The sequence below is a fragment of the Fictibacillus sp. BK138 genome, assembly GCF_004216955.1.
In the GTDB taxonomy this organism is placed as follows: domain Bacteria; phylum Bacillota; class Bacilli; order Bacillales; family Fictibacillaceae; genus Fictibacillus.
Genome location: NZ_SGXL01000004.1, coordinates 24,595 through 43,839, shown reverse-complemented (window position 1 = coordinate 43,839; position 19,245 = coordinate 24,595). Strand labels below are relative to the sequence as shown.

The window sequence follows — 19,245 nt, the reverse complement described above, 5'->3', positions numbered from 1 at the left end:
ACTTTTTTGTGATTAATTTGTTTTAGTTTGAGTGTTTGTAGTGTCTGTGGTTGTTGTGTTAGCCTCAGTTGTGCCATCACCTTCTGCTGGCGGATCTGTTGGAGGTGTGTCTGGTTCCGGCTCAGGCTCTTCTGGATCTTCAGGTTCTGTTGGCGGATCCTCTGGTTCAGGGTCTGTTCCGGGATCGTCCGGCTCGTCATCCTGTGGTGGTGGAGGATCAGCCCCATCATCTCCTTTAGGTTCAGTTGGAGGAGGAGGATCTGTATTCTTGTCATCGTCTTCTTTTCTTTTTTCTTCTTCTTTTTGTTTAGAGTCTTCTTCCTTTTTCTTTTCTTTTTCTTTGTTTTTGTCTTCATTCTTTTTTGATTCTTTCTTCTTTGGCGCTTTCTTTTCTTTTATTGGAGCTAAAAGCTCTTTTACAGAAGTGCCTTTTACAATAAGCTCTCTAACGGTGTTGGAACCATTCTTATCTTTTGTGATATAGCCAGTATCTTTATTAATATAGATTTCTTCTACAGATTTGGGCTTTTCAAAACCAGCCGTTTTCTTTTCTTTTGAAACCTCTGAAACGATGGATTTGAAAATATATTTTGCGATTTTTTGATCCTCAGGAGTTAAATATTGTTCGGCGTTCGTCTTGTCATATCCCGTCCATACTGCTGCTGTGTAATTGGTTGTATATCCTGCAAACCATGAATCGCTGGAACCTTTTTCAATATCCAATCCATCAGGCATATTTGTTGTGCCTGTTTTACCGGCTACTTCTAATCCAGGAATCGCAGCTAAAGTTCCCGTACCTCGTTTCACAACGTCTTTCAGCATATCAGTAACCATATATGCGGTGTAGTCATGCATCGCTGCAACTGGTTTTGATTCAAACTTCTTCTCATAGCCATCAGGAAATTTAACTTTTCGCAATGTTGTTGGTTTATGATACACACCTTTATTTCCAAAGGCTGTGTATGCCCCTGCAAGTTCCAGTGGTGAAGGACCATGCCTGAATCCGCCTATTGCATAAGAGGGATAAGCATTTTTAATCGAGATACCGAGGTTATTGGCAAACTTAACGGCATCTTCAGATCCAACTTCCATAAATGTTTTTATTGCAGGGATATTGTATGACTTAACGAGTGCTTCCCGCATAGAAACATCTCCATGGAATTCATCATCCCAGTTGCCTGCTTCCCAGTCACCGATTTTTAATTCCTCATCTTTTATTTGCTTATATGTCGACCATTTTAACTTTTCTATGGCAGGACCGTAATCAAGAATCGGCTTGATCGTTGAACCTGGCTGTCTTTTCGTGTCTGTAGCATAGTTAAATCCTTTTGCGATATCTTCATCACCGCTCGTTCTGTTTCCGCCTAGAGCACGAATGACGCCAGTCTTCGTATCGAGCAGCGCTACACCTGCTTTAAACTTATCACTAGGATACTTCACAAACTCTTCTGTAGAGAGAACTTTTTCAGTATGTGCCTGTGCTTTAGGATCCAGAGTCGTGTAGATCTTTAGACCGCCTTCATAGATCTCACGCTCTGAGATGCCTTTCTCTTTTAATTCTTTGATTACTTGCTGAATGAAAGATTCATATTTTAATCGTTTAGCTTTTTCTTTAACAAGCGAGTTTTCTACTGGTGTCTTAACTGCTTCTTCTTTCTGCTCTTTTGTAATGGCACCATTTTTGTACATTAGCTTTAAAACTGTATTGCGTCTCTCTTCAGCAGCTTCCGGATGCAGGAATGGGTCATATCCGCTCGGCCGCTGAGGAAGTCCTGCTAATAATGCAGCTTCTGCTGGAGTTAAATCTTGCAGCGGTTTGTTGAAGTATGTCTTAGAAGCAGTTGCAACGCCATAAGCTCCGCTCCCAAAATAGATTTTGTTTAAGTACATCTCTAAGATTTCGTCTTTTGAATACTTTTGTTCTAGCTGAATAGCAAGGTATGCTTCTTGTACTTTACGCTTAATCGTTTTATCAGGTGATAGCACACTATTCTTCACGACTTGCTGAGTGATTGTACTTGCACCCTCAGCACCAAATCCATCCTGTACGTTTGCTAATGCTGCTCCAAATATACGTTTAACATCAACACCCATGTGATCTCTGAAGCGGGTATCTTCTGTTGAGATAAACGCTTGCTGCACAAGTTCAGGAATGTCATTAATTTTAGCGTATTCTCTCCGCTCATTGCTTGTAACATAAGTGATAAACTCATCATTCATATCATAGATCATAGAAGATTGCGGGTCGGTTAAGGCTTCTTCCGTTAATTTCGGAGTTCCATTTACATAGGCATATATCATGGCACCTCCGAATGTTACACTGGATAAGAAAAATATGAGAGTAATAATAGCAGTTCGCCGGATCCAGCGTGACTTTTTCTTTTGCTGACGGAGCTCTGTTCTTTTAGCCACAGCACTCTTCCTTTCTTTGGATACTATCCATGATTTACCCATTCTCTTCCTAAATAAAACAGTTTATGTAATGAAAGATGGGGAAAAATAAGAGAAAGAGGAGTGATTCCATGAAACCGCAGACAAAAGAACGCGCTGAGCTTATCTCTTCTATGCTCGGACAAATCATTCAAAAAAAGAGCGCAAGTGAAAATGAATTAAACCGTTTAACTGAAATATGCCAGCTATTAAAGGAAGATGTAGAAGTTGGAGAAAAAACATCTGGTGTACTGGATGATCTTTGTGAATTCGGAGAAAAGGCATTGAAACTAGATTCTGATAAACAAAGAGAAGAATTTATTCAGCAAGAGGATCGGAAACTCGAAGAATATTATGAGCACTTTAAAATCTTACTAGAAGGAAAATGACCTAAGCTTACTGCTTAGGTTTTTTTATGTCTATATCAAGCAGTTTTTCATTACTTAAGTTTTTGTCGAACGATTTTAATAGTCATCCAGCGTTTGATTTAATAAAATAAAATTAAATAAAACGACCAGTCGTTTTAAAACAAAATTCAGGGAGTGAATCATGTGCTAGTCATTAAACGTTTTAGTGAGTTATCTTTTAACGAAGCTTTATCTTTATGGAACGAATCTTGGAAACACTACTTCTCTGATATGACAATGAATCTTGACCGTTTCTTGCAAAAAGTAACAGGTGAGGGAATCTCGTTAGAAAATTCAGTTGTAGCTGTGTATGAGGGGAAGCTTGCGGGATTTGTACTGAATAGTTTTAGAACGATTAACGGCAAACAATATGTGTGGAACGGCGGCACAGCGATCGCACCTGCTTTTAGAGGAATGGGAATCGGGAAGAAATTAATCTCCGTGTGTCTGGAGATCTACGAAGAACAGAATATCGATATTGCACGTCTAGAAGCAATTAAAGAGAATGAAACAGCAATAAAGTTATATAAAAAGATGGGCTATCAAACGTTTGAAGAACTTGCTTTTATGCAGCATGAAGGAGAGATATCGGTATTTAATGAGCTAGGTTCAAATGTCGCTGTGAAAAATGCAACTATGCAGGAGATCAAAGCATTATCATTTTTTGAACCTCTCACCGCATGGCAAACTCAATTTCAAAGTTTAAAAGATTTTTCATGTGCAATGGCGATGGATGGTGAAAAGCCCGTGGGATATGCAGTATATAAAAAGGCATTTAAAGAAACTGGAGAGCTAGCGGGAATGGTTCTATACCAGTGTGCCATAGACCCTGAATATAACCTAGAGGAAGAAGCAACTGCGCATTTAATGAACGTTGCTTTTGCTCCGGAAGAAGGGGCTGTAAGAAGATTAACGATGAATGTGCCTAAAAAGGATGACGCAATAAACCGCTTATTGAATGAGGCGGGTTTTACTAAGTTCGTGGATCAAGTTCATATGGAGCGCCCGATAAAAAAAGAGATGGAAGCTCAGGCAGCAAAAACTTTTTCCGAAATAGACTGAAAACTCTGTTATACTTGAAATGGAAGACGTGTCATAAATGGAGGAAGCATCATGCCTAAAGTTTCAGCTCAGTATAAAGAAGAGAAACGAAACCACATACTCGAGAGCGCTTTAAAATGTTTTGGTGAAAAAGGATATCAAGCGACAATTATTGATGATATCGTGAAAGACTCAAACATCAGCAAAGGTGCTATCTATAATTATTTTGAAAGCAAAGAAGAGATCTATTTACAGCTTCTTAAAAAACGTACTAACACGTTTTTTGAAGAGATGGATGAAGTGAATGCACAGCTTACCAGTGCGAAAGAAAAACTTGCAAATCTCTTTAAGCGATTTAAAAAGCAAGAATTAAAAGAAGATGATCAGCAGACCATGCGTGTTTATATTGAGTTTTGGCTTTATGGCTCGAGACAGGAAGATTTAAGAAAAATTCTTGCAGAGAGATACAACCGATTTATCGACTATATCGTAAATATTATAGTAGAGGGCCAGAATTCCGGAGAAATCAAGAAAGAAATCGATCCACAGAATATTTCAAGGATCTTCTGGGCGATTCGTGACGGCAATGTATTGCATTATTCTTTTTTAGGAGAAGAAGAGCAATACCGAATTGCTTGGGATACAATCGAAGAAATGTTCTTAAACTATGTGCAGCAATAAAGACGCCAAACCCGGCGTCTTTTTCTTTGCTCTTTTCCAATAAAAATTTCACCTTAGTGGTTTGGTCAAAATTCTTCATTGAATAGTTAATTGCAGCTAGACAGGTGAGACCACTCAATGTCGCTAAGCGACGAGGGGGCTCACCACACACCTGCGGAAAGCGAGTTCTGTCGCGGAAATTAACCTCTTACACAAGCAAACATATTTTCGAAAACACCATTTTCTATTTAACGACTTTATTTGTCTAAGGAGTAATGGTTTTGTTGGTAATTATCGACAAATTGGTCCTTTCGTGATGCTTAAAATAAGAGTAGACTAATAGAGTAACATGTTTGTAATGTAACTTTTTATGAGTAAATACGACTACATAAATAGATAGACAGGGGGCCATTCGAGGTGAAGGAAACGTTCGACCGGTTATACGATGAATATCACCACGCTTTATTTCAATTTCTTTTTTACATGGTCCGAAACCGTGAATCGGCGGAGGATCTCGTTCAAGAAGTTTATATCCGGGTATTAAACGCGTATGAAAGTTTTGAAGGCAAAAGTTCAGAAAAAACATGGTTGTATTCGATCGCCAGGCATGTGGCCATTGACTGGTTAAGAAAACAATCAAGACGCAACAAACGATTTTTGATCTTTGACATTAAAGAGAGTGAAAGTGTGCTAAGAGATCAGGACCCCCTTCCAGAAGAGTTAATAGCAAAAAAAGAGTCTTTTAAAGATTTATATAAAATGCTTAAACGTTGTTCTTTAGATCAGCAGCAGGTACTCGTGCTTCGGTACATTCAGTCACTATCTATCTCGGAAACTGCGCAAATTTTAAGTTGGACAGAAAGCAAAGTGAAAACCACCCAGCACCGGGCTATAAAAGAATTGCGCAAATGGCTGGATCAGCAACCGGGCCTGGAGGAGGAATTGAAAGATGGAACCAATTAAGTGGAACGATGAAAAAATTGAACAGCATCTTAAAAGTCTGCCCCATATAAAAGACCGCCGATCCAAACAAGAGCTCTATTTAAAGGTACAGGCGAAGGTTCATTATAAAGACAATAAAGGGAAACGGCTTCCGTCGTGGAGTCTTCCAGCCCTTGCGACAGCTTGTGCACTTGTTATTTTTGGTGTTTTTGTTCCTGATCTCGTGAAAAACGGCGGAAAGATGGAGCAAAGCAAAATAGCGTTTGAAGCTGACAAAGGATCCAAAGGGATGGACGCAGCTTCGACTGCCACAGACGGAGATGTAAAATTAAAAGCTGATAAAAAAACTATGCCAGTTGCTTATCATGAACCGATCCAAGAAAGCAGCCTGGATGGCGTCGGGGTTGATCAAGATTGGGTAACGGTAGGGTACTTGGATGATCAGGCACAGCTTGCGATTCCTGTTAGCTTTATTACTCAGCCGAATCATTACTTGGATAAAGTAAATGAACAGCTTCAGAAATTCAAACCGGAGTCAGCTGGACTTGTGGAAAGCCCGCTACAGCGAGCCAAAATTACAGAAGAAGAAGAAACGGTAATCATTGACTGGCCGGCAGGATCTATATATGAGGCAGAAGAGCCTTTGCTTAAAAACCTGATTGCTTTAACCTTCTCGAATGAAAGCCAGAAATATAAAGTGGAATTTAGAACAGATGGTAAAGCGGGTTATGATTTTTCAAATTATGGTTTAATAAAAGATTGGGATATTGAAGTGCCGGGTGCTCCTCACTTCAGATATGATGCTCCAACTACAGATGCCTTCATTGTCAGCCTATTTTCTACAGGTAGGGAAGCGACAGATATGCCAGCTGATCTAGATGATGCTCTTGACGTTATGGATGAAGAGCAAGAACGTGGTTTGAAACCATTGCTCCCAAAAGATTTGGAACTAGAAGTTAAGGAAACAGGAGAGAAATCAGTTGAGATTACGTTCCCTGACTCTTTTAAACTTTTAGCGGATAATCTGGAACATCAGATGATGATTGATGCTATCCTCCTTACGGCTGAGAGCTATGGCTACGACAGCGTCAAGATTAATAATACGGGATTGGACTCTATCGGACCATACCAGCTAAATGAACCCATCGAAGGCATTACAGGACAAAATGTATATCACTATCAATAGAATGTCGAAAAAGGCTGCAATTTGCAGTCTTTTTCTTATGGGGAAAAAGTAACTTTGCGGTACGGCCCATCGACTAATAGATTGTAAGAGCTAATTTAAGAGAGGATGTTTTATATGAAACGTATACTGCTGGCATTTGTTTCATTAGGGCTCGCTGCACTATTAATTCTAGGTGGTGTAACCGCAGCAAAAGCTTCTCCATCCTATGATCAGGAAGTAACTGAAACCGCTAAACTCTACAAGGGAACTCCATTTAAGTGGGGAGGCACAACACCAAAAGGGTTTGATGCATCAGGTTTTACGAAATATATTTTTAAAACAACTGTAGTAAATAAAGACATTCCAAGAACTTCAGCCGCTCAGTATAAAGGCGGAACGGCTGTTGTGAAAGGAAAAGAAAAATTGGGTGACCTCGTATTCTTTAAAACGAACGGTAAAAGTATCTCATTTGTAGGGATCTACCTTGGAAACAAGGAATTTATTGCGGCAACTTCCAAAGGGGTGCGCATCCAATCCTTAAACACGAAGTACTGGAAAGACAGTTATGCAGGAGCTCGTCGATATTTACCGTAATTTCATAGATTTAAAAGGCTGTTCTCTTGTAAAAGAGAGCAGCTTTTTGCTGAAAAAATTCTATTTATGTAAATTTGGCAAAATTTTATAAATGTTACTTGTTTTTCCTGATTATACGTACTACAATATCCAAGTATTGTGATATTTTTGAGCCTTTTGTACTAGTGGAGGCAATAGGGGATGGAGGAAGGGAATATGTTGAAACTGACTTGGTTTTCATTGAAAAACCGCTCAGCCATCGTGATTATGTGTTTGCTGATCTCTGCGTTAGGAGTTTATGCAGGTCAGCGCTTGCCCATGGAATTTTTACCGAGCATCGATAATCCGATAGTTACTGTAACGACACTTGCGGATGGCATGGATTCAGAAACAATGACAGACACCATTACGGAGCCGATGGAGAAGGAGCTTCGGAACATTAAAGGTGTGGAATCCGTAACATCTGTTTCTGGTCAAGGAATCTCCCGGATTGATTTAACATTTGATATGAAGTCAGACATGAAAGAAGTAACAGCAGAGGTAGAAAGGAAGACGAACAGCTATCCTCTGCCTGAAGGAATCAACAAACCTTACGTCGTTCAGTTAAACACGTCCATGATTCCGATTATGGATCTTACGATTAATAAAGACGGTGCATTTACTACAGAAGATTATAAACTGATCGAAGAAGAAGTGATTCCACAGTTAGAGGGTGTAGAAGGGATAGCCGATGTTGCTTTATTTGGGAAAGCAACACGAGAGGTTACCTTAACGCTGGATCAAGATAAGCTTCTGGAAAAGAAGATAGCAGCTCCGCAAATCATGGCTGCTCTGCAGGGGAAGGATGTTTCACTTCCTGCAGGAAACGTCACGCTTGATGAAAAAACAAACACGCTGCGAGTATTAGGCGAAATGAAAGACTTGGATGCGTGGAAAAACATTGCGGTTGGACCTGGTGTTTTATTAAAAGATGTAGCTGAACTAAAAGATGAACAACGTCTTGAATCGTTTACACATGTTGATGGAAAAGACGCGATGTATTTGTCGGTAACGAAGGAAGCTAGTGCAAACGCCGTACAGATTGGTGACGATGTACGTGAGAAAATGAAGGAAATCAATAAGCAATATGGGGACACATTTAAACTCTCCGTGTTCTATGCAACATCTGATTCTGTCTATGATTCTGTTATGAGCATGGCAAAAGAAGTAGCACTTGGAGCGTTGTTTGCATCTGTTGTCATCCTCTTATTCTTGCGCCATTTTAAGTCAACGGTAATAGCGGTAATCAGTATTCCGTTATCTATTTTTTTAACACTGTTCTTATTGCATCAATCAGGCATAACACTCAATGTTTTAACACTGGGCGGTCTGGCTGTAGCAGTTGGACGCTTAGTAGATGATAGTATCGTAGTAATCGAGAATATCTTCCGTCGCTTGCAGACAGGAGAACGCTCTAAGGAGTTAATCGTTGACTCTGTAGGAGAAGTAGCAAAGGCGATCACGTCTTCTACGATAACAACGATTGCAGTATTCCTGCCGGTTGGTTTAGTTGAAGGAGCTCTAGGTGTATTCTTTATGCCTTTTGCCTTAACGATGGTTTATTCTCTATTGGCATCACTGCTTGTAGCACTTACAGTAGTACCGTTAATGAGCTATAAAATGCTGAAGAATGTAAAAGAACATACACCAAAACCACCAAGACGATATTTAAACATCCTAAACTGGTCGCTGAACCATAAATGGATCGTTAGCGGTCTTTGCATCTTGTTGTTTGCAGGTTCGATCGCTCTTTATGTTGTCATGCCAGCTGGGTCTATGGCGTCAGCAGATGAAAGCATGGTTAATGTGAGTATCGAATATCCGAAAGATACCTCTCTTGATGCAGTGAAAGAAGGAACATACAAGCTTGAAGAAGTGATCAATAATTACGACGGTGTGGTTTCAAGCTACTCTCAGGTTGGAGTATCAAGTGAGATGGCTCAATGGGGAATGGCTCAAGGAAACAACACGGCAAGATTAGTAGCTAAAATGGAAAAAGGTGCAGACACAGAAAAGTTTGTTGATGAGATTAAATCACTAGAAAAAGAATACGCACCAGCAACAATTTCTGCTTCAATGGCAAGTATGATGGGTGGAAGCTCTGATGCCATCAGTTTAAATATAACAGCCGAAAAACAATCCGATCTGGCTCCGATGGCTGAAAAGCTGACAGCAGAACTGCAAGATGTTAAGGGGCTTGAAAATGTTCAATCCAACAACGAAGATTTAAAAAATGAGTGGGTACTGAATGTTGATCAATCTAAAGCACAGGAAGCTGGGTTAACTCCAGCTGAAATTGCCCAGCAAGTAAGAGGGTTAACAGGGAGCAACCCAGTCGGTCAAATGACACTGGAAGGCATTAAGCTTCCGGTTATGATGAGCTATGATCTAAGTGACGTGAAGGATCGAGACGATTTATTAAAAACGGTTATCCTTTCCCCTGTCAAAGGTGCAGTTGCTTTGAAGGATGTAGCTGAACTATCGCTACAGCCTGCAAAAGCTCAAGTATTCCGTAAAGACGGGAAAGAGTATCTGCAGGTTACGGGTATCATCACAGACAAAAACATCAAAAAAGTTAACGCTGATATTGCGAACATACTTAAAAACATCGAGAAACCAGCAGGCGTATCCGTAGCATTAGGCGGAGTTGGAGAAGAAATGAACGAACAGTTCATGGATCTCTTTATGACGATGGGAGCGGCTATTCTGATCGTATACTTAATCATGGTGATTACATTCGGTCAGGCACGAGCACCATTCGCGATCCTGTTCTCATTGCCGCTCGCAGCGGTAGGAGCAATCCTGGCACTTGTTATTACACGAATTCCAGTCGATATCTCATCATTGATCGGTGCACTCATGCTGATCGGTATTGTCGTAACAAATGCGATTGTATTCATCGACCGCGTTCAACAGCAGCGTGAAAAAGGATTAGGTGTAAGAGAATCAATCCTGGAAGCGGGTTCTACCCGTCTTCGTCCGATTCTGATGACAGCTGTGGCGACAATCTGTGCGATGATCCCGCTAATGTTTGGCGGAGCAAGCGGCAGTCTTGTTTCAAAGAGTCTGGCGATTGTTGTTATCGGCGGTCTATCTGTATCAACTCTGCTTACACTAGTTGTCGTACCGGTAATCTATGAAATGCTGACGAATATCGGAAACCTGTTTAAACGCAAGAAGAAAAAGCAGGCAAAAGCAGCAGCTTAATTATAAAGTCACCTTGGCGTGAAAGGTTCCAGGGTGGCTTTTTGTATGTCGAAAATTGTCTGCAAATGTAAACTCGTGGATAAATGCTAAAAACTTTAGGATTCGAGGCTATATCTCGTGGATTGAGAGCCGAAACTTTTGGATTCAGGGGTAAAATTCGTGGATTTAAAACGTATGGCTAAAATATGCTTAGTTAAAAGCAAGATCGGAGGCGCCTGAGGTGAAGAAAAAGTAGATGTTCATAGGCTTATTAATCTTGGCAGTAATTACACTTTTCCTAACGAACCCCTCAAAAGAAGATTATGAAGTTATTTTTGTGCATCCGCATGTAAAAACAGCTGAAAACCTAAATAAACACTACCAATTAGAACATATAAACTTCTTCCTATTCTCGACGTATACTCCTATAGTTGCAGAAGAGTATGGAAAAACGCGATTAGGGATTCTCGGAAACTTTTTCACTATATCAGACGGTCAGTTCGATTACCCAAAGTGGCTCAAACTCTTTAATTAGTTACATCAAAAGCTTAGCTGTACATCGGCTAAGCTTTTTTATATAGCAATTGGATTAAACGATAACTTCATATGGTCATACTGTTAAAGATGAAATGAGGTGTGACCAATGACGATTATCCGGCTTGGATTTGTTGCGATGAGCATGGAACTAAAGAATGCTTCTCCCTCCAAGACAATGACATATAAACAGTTCAGCCAGCTTCAGAACAGAGAGGCAGGGTTAAGAAAACTAGAACGGATTTCGCTCGCAAATGTAACAAATACATTGCGGATCTTGAAACATGCAGCCGCTCACGATGTGGCTTTTTATAGGATGACTTCTAGAATTATACCGCTTGCCAATCATGGTGATTTACTAGACTGGGATTATATCAGCCCTTTAGCTGATGCACTTCATGAGATGGGACAGTTTGCCCTGGAAAATAAGATGAGACTGGATTTTCATCCGGATCATTTCGTTCTAATCAACTCTCCAAAAAAAGAAGTACTGAAGAACTCTTTAAAAACGCTTCAGCTTCACTATAAGCTTTTAAAAAATATGGGAATTGATCCAACGCACCGATGTGTGATGCATGTAGGAGGCAACTACAAAGAAACAGACGTAGCACTCGAGAGGTTTGTGCAAAATTGGGCTTACGTTCCTGTCCAGATTCAAAAGATGATCATGCTTGAAAATGATGATACGTCTTTTACGATGGCAGATGCCCTTTATTTATGCGAAAAGCTTCAGATTCCGCTTGTATTTGACTATCACCATCATCTTGCCTACCACCATGATGAAAACTGGACACAGCATTGGCCAAGGGTAGTAGAATCATGGAAACAATCACCGCTTCCGTTAAAAATGCACATATCCAGCCCGAAGAGTGATAAACAGTTTAGAAACCATGCAGATTATGTGGATGTTGATATGTTTTTTGATTTTCTAAAGGAAGTAAAAGGAAGTGTGGAACAGATCGACTGCATGATTGAATCCAAGAAAAAAGATTTAGCCCTTTTTCAACTAATGAGAGAAATAAAAGAAAGAACCGATGTGGAGATCATTGATGGAGCTTCATTTCGGCTTAAATAAAACCTTGCTGCGGCAAGGTTTTTTCTATGTCTAAAGAATTTGTCGAACGATTTATAAAACAAAGTCATTGACGAATGAAATTATTGGGAATTATAATTTAAATACTTAGTAAACATAAATGTATAAAAAGTATATAATAACTCAATATCAACTATTGGAGGCTATAACATGAAAAAAATCGCGATGATTACTGGAGCATCAAAAGGATTAGGGAAAGCGCTTACGCTATTTTTTGCTAAGGAAGGTTACAACTTAGCAATCTGTGCACGTAATGAACAGGGAATTCAAGAGGTGAAAGAGGAAGCAGAACAATTGGGAGCTGACGTATTGGCGGTAAGTGCAGATATGTCCAATTCAAAAGATGTTGAGCGATTTGTGGCATTGACTGAAGAGTACTTTGGGAAAATTGATGTTCTCATCAACAATGCTTCGATATTGGGACCTAGCCCTATGCCGTATCTGCTGGATTATCCAGAACAAGATTTTGAAGAAGTATTGCGTGTCAATACGATCGGACCATTCCTCGTGACGAGAAGAGTACTTCCGATCATGCTGCAAAAACAGCAGGGAAGCATTATTAACATCACATCAGAAGCGGGAGCAACAGGTTATGCCGGATGGGGAGCTTACGGCATATCAAAATTTGCACTCGAAGGCCTTACTGAAACGTGGTCTGATGAAGTAAACGGTTCAGGCGTTCGCGTTAACATGGTGGATCCCGGAGAAATGGATACGCATATGCACGAACTGGCAGTTCCAGATTGTGATTATGAGCTGGCAAAACCAGAAGATATCACCGCTGTATTTGGTTACTTAGCATCAGACGAGTCAAAACATATCACTGGAAAACGATTTGAAGCACAAGAGTTTCAGCTCGAGGGGAGTGAAAACTGATGGAATCTGCTATGAAGTTTGAGCTTCCACAAGAATTAAATGCAAAAGAACCGCCTGAACGCAGGGGGATCCGAAGAGACTACGTGAAGATGATGGTTCTAAATAAAACGACTGGTTATACAGAACATACAAAATTTTATCAGCTTGACCGTTATTTAAAAAGAGGAGATCTGCTCGTATTAAATGCCAGCCGCACAGTGCCCGCAGTTTTAAAAAGTATAAGAGAAATAGACGGAACTGAAGTCGAAGTGAGACTTGCTCACAGAAAAAATGAGTCTATATGGGAAGCCCTGCCGGTCAGCGGAACCCTTACGAAAGGGGAAATTATCCGATTTTCACCAACGCTCACAGCGACAGTAGTCGAACAATCATCTGATACACCTTTTGTTTCATTAGCGTTTAGCTTGTGCTGCTCTTCTCTATATAACCAGATTTATAGTCTTGGAGAGCCTGTGAGGTACGAGTACATTCAAGAACCTTGGAATCTTGATTATTATCAAACTGTATTTGCAACCATTCCTGGATCGGTTGAGATGCCGTCAGCGGGCCGCGCGTTCAGCTGGGAACTCCTTTTCCGGCTGCAAAAGAAAGGTGTCCGGATCGCGTACATTACTCTTCACACAGGACTCAGCTACCTTCTTGATGATAAGTGGCATAAAGGACCAGACAAGAATTTTGAAAACTATGAGGTTCCTGAGGAAACAGTAAACCTGATCCAAGAGACGAAAGAAGCTGGCGGCCGAGTAGTAGCAGTAGGTACAACGGTAGTCAGAGCATTAGAAACTGTGGCTCTCGAGAAAAAAGAACTGCAGGCTCACACTGGCTGGACGAATCTGTACATTACAGAAAATACGAAACTGCAAATCTGTGATGGATTAATAACTGGCATGCACGAACCAGAAGCGAGTCATCTTCAGCTGCTTTCTGCATTCGTGGATAAAGATAAGTTATACGATGCTTATCAAGGTGCAATCGAGCAGCGTTATTTATGGCATGAATTTGGCGATATGAATTTGATTTTATAGGAGAATACAAACATGCTCCATCACATTGGAATCTACGTCACTGATCTAGAAAAATCGCTTCAATTCTATGAAACAATCTTGCCTGTTAAGAAAAAAGAGTCATTAAATTGGAATGGCATAGAGCTCGTGTTTTTAGTTGGTAAAGGATTTGCGCTCGAGTTAATCCCTGACAGCTTGTCTGATTCTCGCACCACTCATATCGCTTTTGCTGTAGAAAGTGTTGAGACTAAAATAATGGAGCTTCAACAATCAGGAATAGCACCATCTGAAGGACCTTATAATCTCGAAAACGGATGGCAGACCGTTTTTTATGAAGGACCAGATGGTGAGGAGGTTGAATTTATACAAGTAAATGATTAATTTTTATTCTATCCATAGATATAAACGAATCTTCTGAAATGGAGATTCTTTTTTTGCTTCTAAATATTCCCGCGCTTTTTATAATTATAGACTATTATAAAAGAAGAGTTTAATAAATAGGGAGGACATCATTATGCTCTACCACTTTTCAGAAGAAGATAATATTGAAATTTTCCACCCAAGAAAACATCCGAGTTTTTCTGACCGTCCACCTATGGTTTGGGCGATTGATGATGACCGATCACCTCTATATCTTTTGCCGCGGGATTGTCCGAGAATTGGGTTTTGGGCTACACCTGAAACAAATGAAGATGACCGTGAAAAGTTCTTACATACAACCACAGCAGACAAGATTATTGCCATCGAAAGCGGCTGGCTGGAACGTCTGCAACGTACAAGACTTTATCGATATTCACTTGCTCCTGACCACTTTATAATGATGGATGAAGGTGCAGGCTACTTCGTATCGTATGAAACCGAGCAGCCGCTTAAAATGGAACCTGTGGGGTCATTGCTAGAAGCGTTGGTTAAAAGGGATGTGGAGCTTAGAATTATGCCTTCACTTACACCGCTTGCTGAGCAGCTCCCAAAAACTACTCTGCACTATTCAATGATCAGGATGAAAAAGCGATAAAATAGTATTTTACCTAGGTTAGTCTAATAAAGGAGGAGAGGTATAAAGGAGTATATGAACGGCGAAATTTGTCGAGGATTGTAGACTCGTGGATAAACACCTAAAATTTTTTGATTGAGGTCTAAAATTCGTGGATAAAGTGGCCAAATTTCTGGATTAAGACTGCTTTTTTGTGGATTCGAACTATCGGATAAGACTGAATACCCCCTAGGTACAGTCTGAAAACAGTTCCGGCACTCCAAACTGCGCCTGATTTGAGCGTTTTACGAGGGATTTAATCTGACTAGCTTAGTTTTTTATAATTCTCCCCCTCTAAAATTGAAATGTCCCTTCTGAAATTAATCAGAAGGGACATCTACATCATGTTTTATAAAATCGGTCACTTTCGAACGCGACTATTTTTGTTTTAAAAACCTCAAGAGATCACCATAAATAATCTGATCGGACTGATCGAGTTCTTCTTTCGCTTTTTCCATATATGGTTCACATTTTGAAGGGTCAACCGGTGCGCCAAAGGGCTTTACGTAGCATGTTTCACTCGTGTAAATAAAATCACTCGTAACAAAGGAGCCATTACGGAGTATGGTCAGTTCATCATGATCTTTTGAAAAAAGGTCTGTACCAAAATGAACATCATTCTTTGCTTTAATTCCAAGCAGATGAAGCAGAGTAGGTTTTAGGTCGATCTGTCCGCCAACCGTCTCCATTACTTTGCCTTTTTTACCTGGAATATGGATGAATAAAGGAACCTGCTGAAGCTCGACCTGATTATAAGCTGTAATAGACGCTTTTCCTAGTACATCAGCCATAGCTTCTTGATGTCGTTCTGAGATCCCGTAATGGTCTCCATATACCACTATTACAGAATTCTCGTAAAGTCCAGATTTCTTAAGGTCATTAAAAAACTGCTTCAATGCCTCATCAGCATAACGGACGGTAGTAAAATACCGGCTTACGGTTCCGTCGTCCACTGGATATGGTTCGACCCACTGTTCCTCCTCATTGATCAAATAAGGATGATGATTCGTCAGTGTAATCATTCTCGCGTAAAACGGCTGCGGAAGATCCATTAAGTAGGGTATGGATTGATGGAAGAACGGTATATCTTTCAACCCGTAGTTAATGGTATTTTCGTCTGTGACCTTATAGTATTCCTCACTGAAAAATTGATCATAGCCCATCGTCTTATACATAACATCGCGATTCCAGAAACTTTTATTGTTGCCATGAAAGACAGCCGAATAATAGCCGTTTGCTTTTAAGATCTCAGGCATGGCGTTATATTCGTTCAATGGATGAGTCTGAAAAACAGCGCCTCTTGGCAGCGGATATAGTGAGTTGTCGAGCAGAAATTCGGAATCAGACGTTTTGCCTTGTCCGGTTTGATGATAGAAATCAGAAAAATAATAGCTAGATTCTACAAGTTCGTTTAAGAAAGGTGTTACTTCCTCACCATTAATTTCATAGTTCAGCACAAAGTTTTGAGTTGATTCAAGGGAAATCACAATCAGGTTCTTGTCTTTTGCGATCCCATATAATTCAGGATTATTTTCTGTGTCTTTGTTGAGCTTATGTAGAATTTCCTCTGCATCTATATTGCTTGCCAATGCTTTTTGCATGGAGGATCTAGACTGGAGCATGATGTCGTATAGATGGTAATTGAACGTTCCCAGGCTTTTTACTAGTATCTCCCTGTCGAAAGTACGAGTTAACAGCTGCGGACGATCAACCTCAGCTAAAATTAGGTGTACAGCTAGAATAGCCAGTCCGTATGCAAAGAATTTTCTTCGCTCTTTCGTTTTTATGGTTTGATCGGACTGCCATAGGGGCTTTTTTAAAAGATATGCTAAAACAAAAAGGTCGGCAAAAAAGAATAGATCGGTTATGTAAACGAGCTCATACACACTGTTGCCGATATCCCCAACGTTCTTCGTCTGAAAAAGTACCGGTATCGTCAGGAAATCTGTGAAAAATCGATAATATACAACATTGGCGTATAATATGAAACTATAAATAAAAGACATCCAAATGATGACTCTTCTTCTTTTGGAAGGTGAAGTAAAGTAAGCGAAACTAAAATAGAGTACGAGAAAACTAAGCGGATTCAGAAATAATAAAATTTCTTGCAGGAAATGATCTGCAGGCAGCGTAAAAGAAACTTTAGAAACAATATAGGTTTTCATCCAAAGCAGAAAAATAGCCAGGAAGATTGCTGCGTGTTTTGTTTTAGTGGTCATGGATAACCCTCCTGTTTCAAAAACGGAAATCTTTACCATTGTAGGCTATTTTGTATAAGATTAAAAGTGTAATAACTACCTTTTTGCTTTATAAATGATTGTACAGGGAGATATTGATGGAATGAGCACACCTCAAGGACTTCACCACGTTGAAATTAATGTTTATGATCTTGCGCGAACAAAATTATTTTATAGCTGGCTGATGGCTGAGCTGGGCTACGAACCTTTTCAGGAATGGGACAAAGGGATAAGTTACAAAAATGGTTCCGCGTATCTTGTATTTACACAAACTGAAGCTAAGTACAATGAATTTTCCTTTCATCGCAAACATACTGGCCTGAATCATTTAGCTTTCTGGGCTAAATCACGTGCGCATGTAGAGCACCTTCGTGTACAATTGAAGGAGAATAGAGTACCTTTCTTATATGATAATGATTATCCCTTTGCTGGAGGCGAAGGGCATTACGCTTTGTTTTTCGAAGATCCAGACCGCATTAAAATTGAAATTGTGGCGCCGAGGTGATGAGGATATGATAGAACAAGAAAAAGAGACCCAGCAGCAGAAGAGTGAATGGGTAAGCTGGCTCAAAGCGATCGGTTTTGCGCTTGTGTTTGTTTTCATAACGAAGGCTTATTTTTTCGCACCTTATATGGTTGAAGGTGCTTCCATGTCACCTACCCTTCACGATCAGGAAAAGTTATACGTGAACAAAATTGTTTATGCTTTTTCTGAACCGAAAAAAGGGGATATTGTCATTATTAAAGGTGATGATAAAAGATACGTAAAACGGATCATAGGGATTGAAGGAGACGTTATCCAAATGAAGAGTGACGTCCTCTATGTAAATAATAAAAAAGTGAAAGAATCCTATTTGCAGGAAAATAAATCAGAAGCAAAGAGTCTTGGCGTGTATTTAACAGAGGATTTCGGACCGTTAAAAGTACCAAAAGGCAAAGTGTTCGTCATGGGTGACAACAGACTGAACAGCATGGATTCAAGAAATGGATTAGGTCTGATCGAAACTAAATCAATCGAAGGCCGTTCAGAAGTCGTAATCTATCCATTTTCTGAAATGAGAGCAACCCAATAAAAGTGCAGCGGTGCTGTGCTTTTTTCTTTTACACAAAAAGGAGAATGAGAGATGAACCGATGCAAATGGAGTGAAGAAAGTGAAATGCTGCAGCTCTATCATGACGAAGAGTGGGGCAAGAAGGCAGAAGGAAATAATAAACTGTTTGAATGCTTAACGCTTGAGCTGTTTCAATCAGGGTTAAGCTGGAGAACCATTCTTCATAAAAGAGAGAATTTCAGAAAAGCTTTTGCTGATTTTGACGTAGAGAAGGTAAAGCAGTTTGACGAAGAAGATGTTGAAAGATTAGTAGCTGATGCAGGTATCATAAGACATCGGAAGAAGATCGAGGCAACGATCGAAAACGCTAAAAGAGTGGGAGAACTTATAAGTGAATATGGAAGCTTTGATGACTTTTTGGATCAGCTGCCAGAAGATAAACTGGAAAAACAAAAAGTATTAAAGAAAACATTTAAACATTTCGGCTTAACGACGGCAGAAAGCTTTTTAGAAGCAACAGGGCGAATACCAGCCTCACATAGTGAACTTTGTTTCATGTTTAAGAGCTAGTCGATGAATGAGGGGCATAACCGTTATTTCCTGCATAAGCTAAAGCGGGAGGTATCACGTTATGCCTTATGTGATCTACGTATCTACAACGAGAAAAAGACTGGCCTTAGCAAAGGATGGCAAAGTAATCAAACGCTATCCGATTGGAGTAGGGAAAATGCTCACACCAACACCTACAGGAACCTATTCCATTATCAATAAAGCACCGAACCCCGGCGGACCTTATGGTGTCATGTGGCTGGGACTGTCCCGACCGCATTATGGAATACATGGAACAGACAACCCTGCATCAATAGGAAAATTTGTTTCAAAAGGCTGTATACGGATGCACAACAACCACGTGTTGGAGCTTTCAAAGCTTGTTCCTATTGGGACGAAGGTGGTTATAAGTGCATAGGGAAAC

The 19,245-nt window shown here is 40.1% G+C and carries 18 protein-coding genes; 16 read left to right on the top strand and 2 right to left on the bottom strand.

The window, feature by feature from the left end:
* Positions 1 to 12: 12 nt before the first annotated feature.
* Positions 13 to 2,412, bottom strand: a complete 2,400-nt coding sequence (locus tag EV282_RS18865) for a transglycosylase domain-containing protein (protein ID WP_242611956.1) — start codon at positions 2,410 to 2,412, stop codon at positions 13 to 15.
* A 110-nt stretch (positions 2,413 to 2,522) separates the two neighbouring features.
* On the opposite strand from EV282_RS18865, the gene EV282_RS18860 reads away from it, so the two are divergent.
* The 12 genes from EV282_RS18860 to EV282_RS18800 all read left to right on the top strand — a co-directional run bounded on the left by EV282_RS18860 (position 2,523) and on the right by EV282_RS18800 (position 14,965).
* Positions 2,523 to 2,819 (top strand): hypothetical protein, encoded by a 297-nt coding sequence (locus EV282_RS18860; RefSeq protein ID WP_130297428.1) that lies wholly within the window; start codon positions 2,523 to 2,525, stop codon positions 2,817 to 2,819.
* A 162-nt stretch (positions 2,820 to 2,981) separates the two neighbouring features.
* Positions 2,982 to 3,899, top strand: a complete 918-nt coding sequence (locus EV282_RS18855; protein ID WP_165389541.1) for a GNAT family N-acetyltransferase — start codon at positions 2,982 to 2,984, stop codon at positions 3,897 to 3,899.
* A gap of 51 nt (positions 3,900 to 3,950) precedes the next feature.
* Complete coding sequence (locus tag EV282_RS18850; RefSeq protein ID WP_130297426.1) at positions 3,951 to 4,559, top strand: TetR/AcrR family transcriptional regulator; 609 nt, start codon at positions 3,951 to 3,953, stop codon at positions 4,557 to 4,559.
* Positions 4,560 to 4,955: 396 nt separating this feature from the next.
* The gene (gene sigX / locus EV282_RS18845) at positions 4,956 to 5,501 is read left to right on the top strand and encodes an RNA polymerase sigma factor SigX (protein WP_130297425.1); all 546 of its coding nucleotides are present in this window, start codon (positions 4,956 to 4,958) and stop codon (positions 5,499 to 5,501) included.
* Entirely contained in the window at positions 5,488 to 6,666 is a 1,179-nt protein-coding gene (locus tag EV282_RS18840) for a hypothetical protein (protein ID WP_130297424.1), read from the top strand. Before sigX ends, EV282_RS18840 begins: the two co-directional genes overlap by 14 nt.
* Positions 6,667 to 6,780: 114 nt before the next feature.
* Entirely contained in the window at positions 6,781 to 7,239 is a 459-nt protein-coding gene (locus EV282_RS18835) for a C40 family peptidase (RefSeq protein WP_130297423.1), read from the top strand.
* A gap of 195 nt (positions 7,240 to 7,434) precedes the next feature.
* Positions 7,435 to 10,464, top strand: a complete 3,030-nt coding sequence (locus EV282_RS18830; RefSeq protein WP_130297422.1) for an efflux RND transporter permease subunit — start codon at positions 7,435 to 7,437, stop codon at positions 10,462 to 10,464.
* Between the two features lie 622 nt (positions 10,465 to 11,086).
* The gene (gene uvsE, locus EV282_RS18820) at positions 11,087 to 12,052 is read left to right on the top strand and encodes a UV DNA damage repair endonuclease UvsE (RefSeq protein ID WP_130297421.1); all 966 of its coding nucleotides are present in this window, start codon (positions 11,087 to 11,089) and stop codon (positions 12,050 to 12,052) included.
* Between the two features lie 168 nt (positions 12,053 to 12,220).
* Positions 12,221 to 12,946 (top strand): SDR family NAD(P)-dependent oxidoreductase, encoded by a 726-nt coding sequence (locus EV282_RS18815; protein WP_130297420.1) that lies wholly within the window; start codon positions 12,221 to 12,223, stop codon positions 12,944 to 12,946.
* Complete coding sequence (locus EV282_RS18810; RefSeq protein ID WP_130297419.1) at positions 12,946 to 13,971, top strand: S-adenosylmethionine:tRNA ribosyltransferase-isomerase; 1,026 nt, start codon at positions 12,946 to 12,948, stop codon at positions 13,969 to 13,971. Before EV282_RS18815 ends, EV282_RS18810 begins: the two co-directional genes overlap by 1 nt.
* A gap of 12 nt (positions 13,972 to 13,983) precedes the next feature.
* Complete coding sequence (locus EV282_RS18805; RefSeq protein ID WP_130297418.1) at positions 13,984 to 14,331, top strand: VOC family protein; 348 nt, start codon at positions 13,984 to 13,986, stop codon at positions 14,329 to 14,331.
* A 133-nt stretch (positions 14,332 to 14,464) separates the two neighbouring features.
* Positions 14,465 to 14,965 (top strand): DUF6886 family protein, encoded by a 501-nt coding sequence (locus EV282_RS18800; RefSeq protein WP_242611955.1) that lies wholly within the window; start codon positions 14,465 to 14,467, stop codon positions 14,963 to 14,965.
* A 395-nt stretch (positions 14,966 to 15,360) separates the two neighbouring features.
* Here EV282_RS18800 and EV282_RS18795 read toward each other — a convergent pair whose 3' ends face one another.
* On the bottom strand, positions 15,361 to 17,202 hold the full coding sequence (locus EV282_RS18795) for an LTA synthase family protein (RefSeq protein ID WP_130297416.1): 1,842 nt from the start codon (positions 17,200 to 17,202) through the stop codon (positions 15,361 to 15,363).
* A 121-nt stretch (positions 17,203 to 17,323) separates the two neighbouring features.
* On the opposite strand from EV282_RS18795, the gene EV282_RS18790 reads away from it, so the two are divergent.
* The 4 genes from EV282_RS18790 to EV282_RS18775 all read left to right on the top strand — a co-directional run bounded on the left by EV282_RS18790 (position 17,324) and on the right by EV282_RS18775 (position 19,239).
* On the top strand, positions 17,324 to 17,725 hold the full coding sequence (locus EV282_RS18790; RefSeq protein ID WP_130297415.1) for a VOC family protein: 402 nt from the start codon (positions 17,324 to 17,326) through the stop codon (positions 17,723 to 17,725).
* A gap of 10 nt (positions 17,726 to 17,735) precedes the next feature.
* Positions 17,736 to 18,293, top strand: a complete 558-nt coding sequence (gene lepB, locus EV282_RS18785) for a signal peptidase I (protein ID WP_226537556.1) — start codon at positions 17,736 to 17,738, stop codon at positions 18,291 to 18,293.
* A gap of 51 nt (positions 18,294 to 18,344) precedes the next feature.
* The gene (locus EV282_RS18780) at positions 18,345 to 18,842 is read left to right on the top strand and encodes a DNA-3-methyladenine glycosylase I (RefSeq protein ID WP_130297413.1); all 498 of its coding nucleotides are present in this window, start codon (positions 18,345 to 18,347) and stop codon (positions 18,840 to 18,842) included.
* A 61-nt stretch (positions 18,843 to 18,903) separates the two neighbouring features.
* Positions 18,904 to 19,239: a L,D-transpeptidase gene (locus tag EV282_RS18775; RefSeq protein ID WP_130297412.1), complete on the top strand. Its 336-nt coding sequence runs from the start codon at positions 18,904 to 18,906 to the stop codon at positions 19,237 to 19,239.
* Positions 19,240 to 19,245 lie beyond the last annotated feature (6 nt).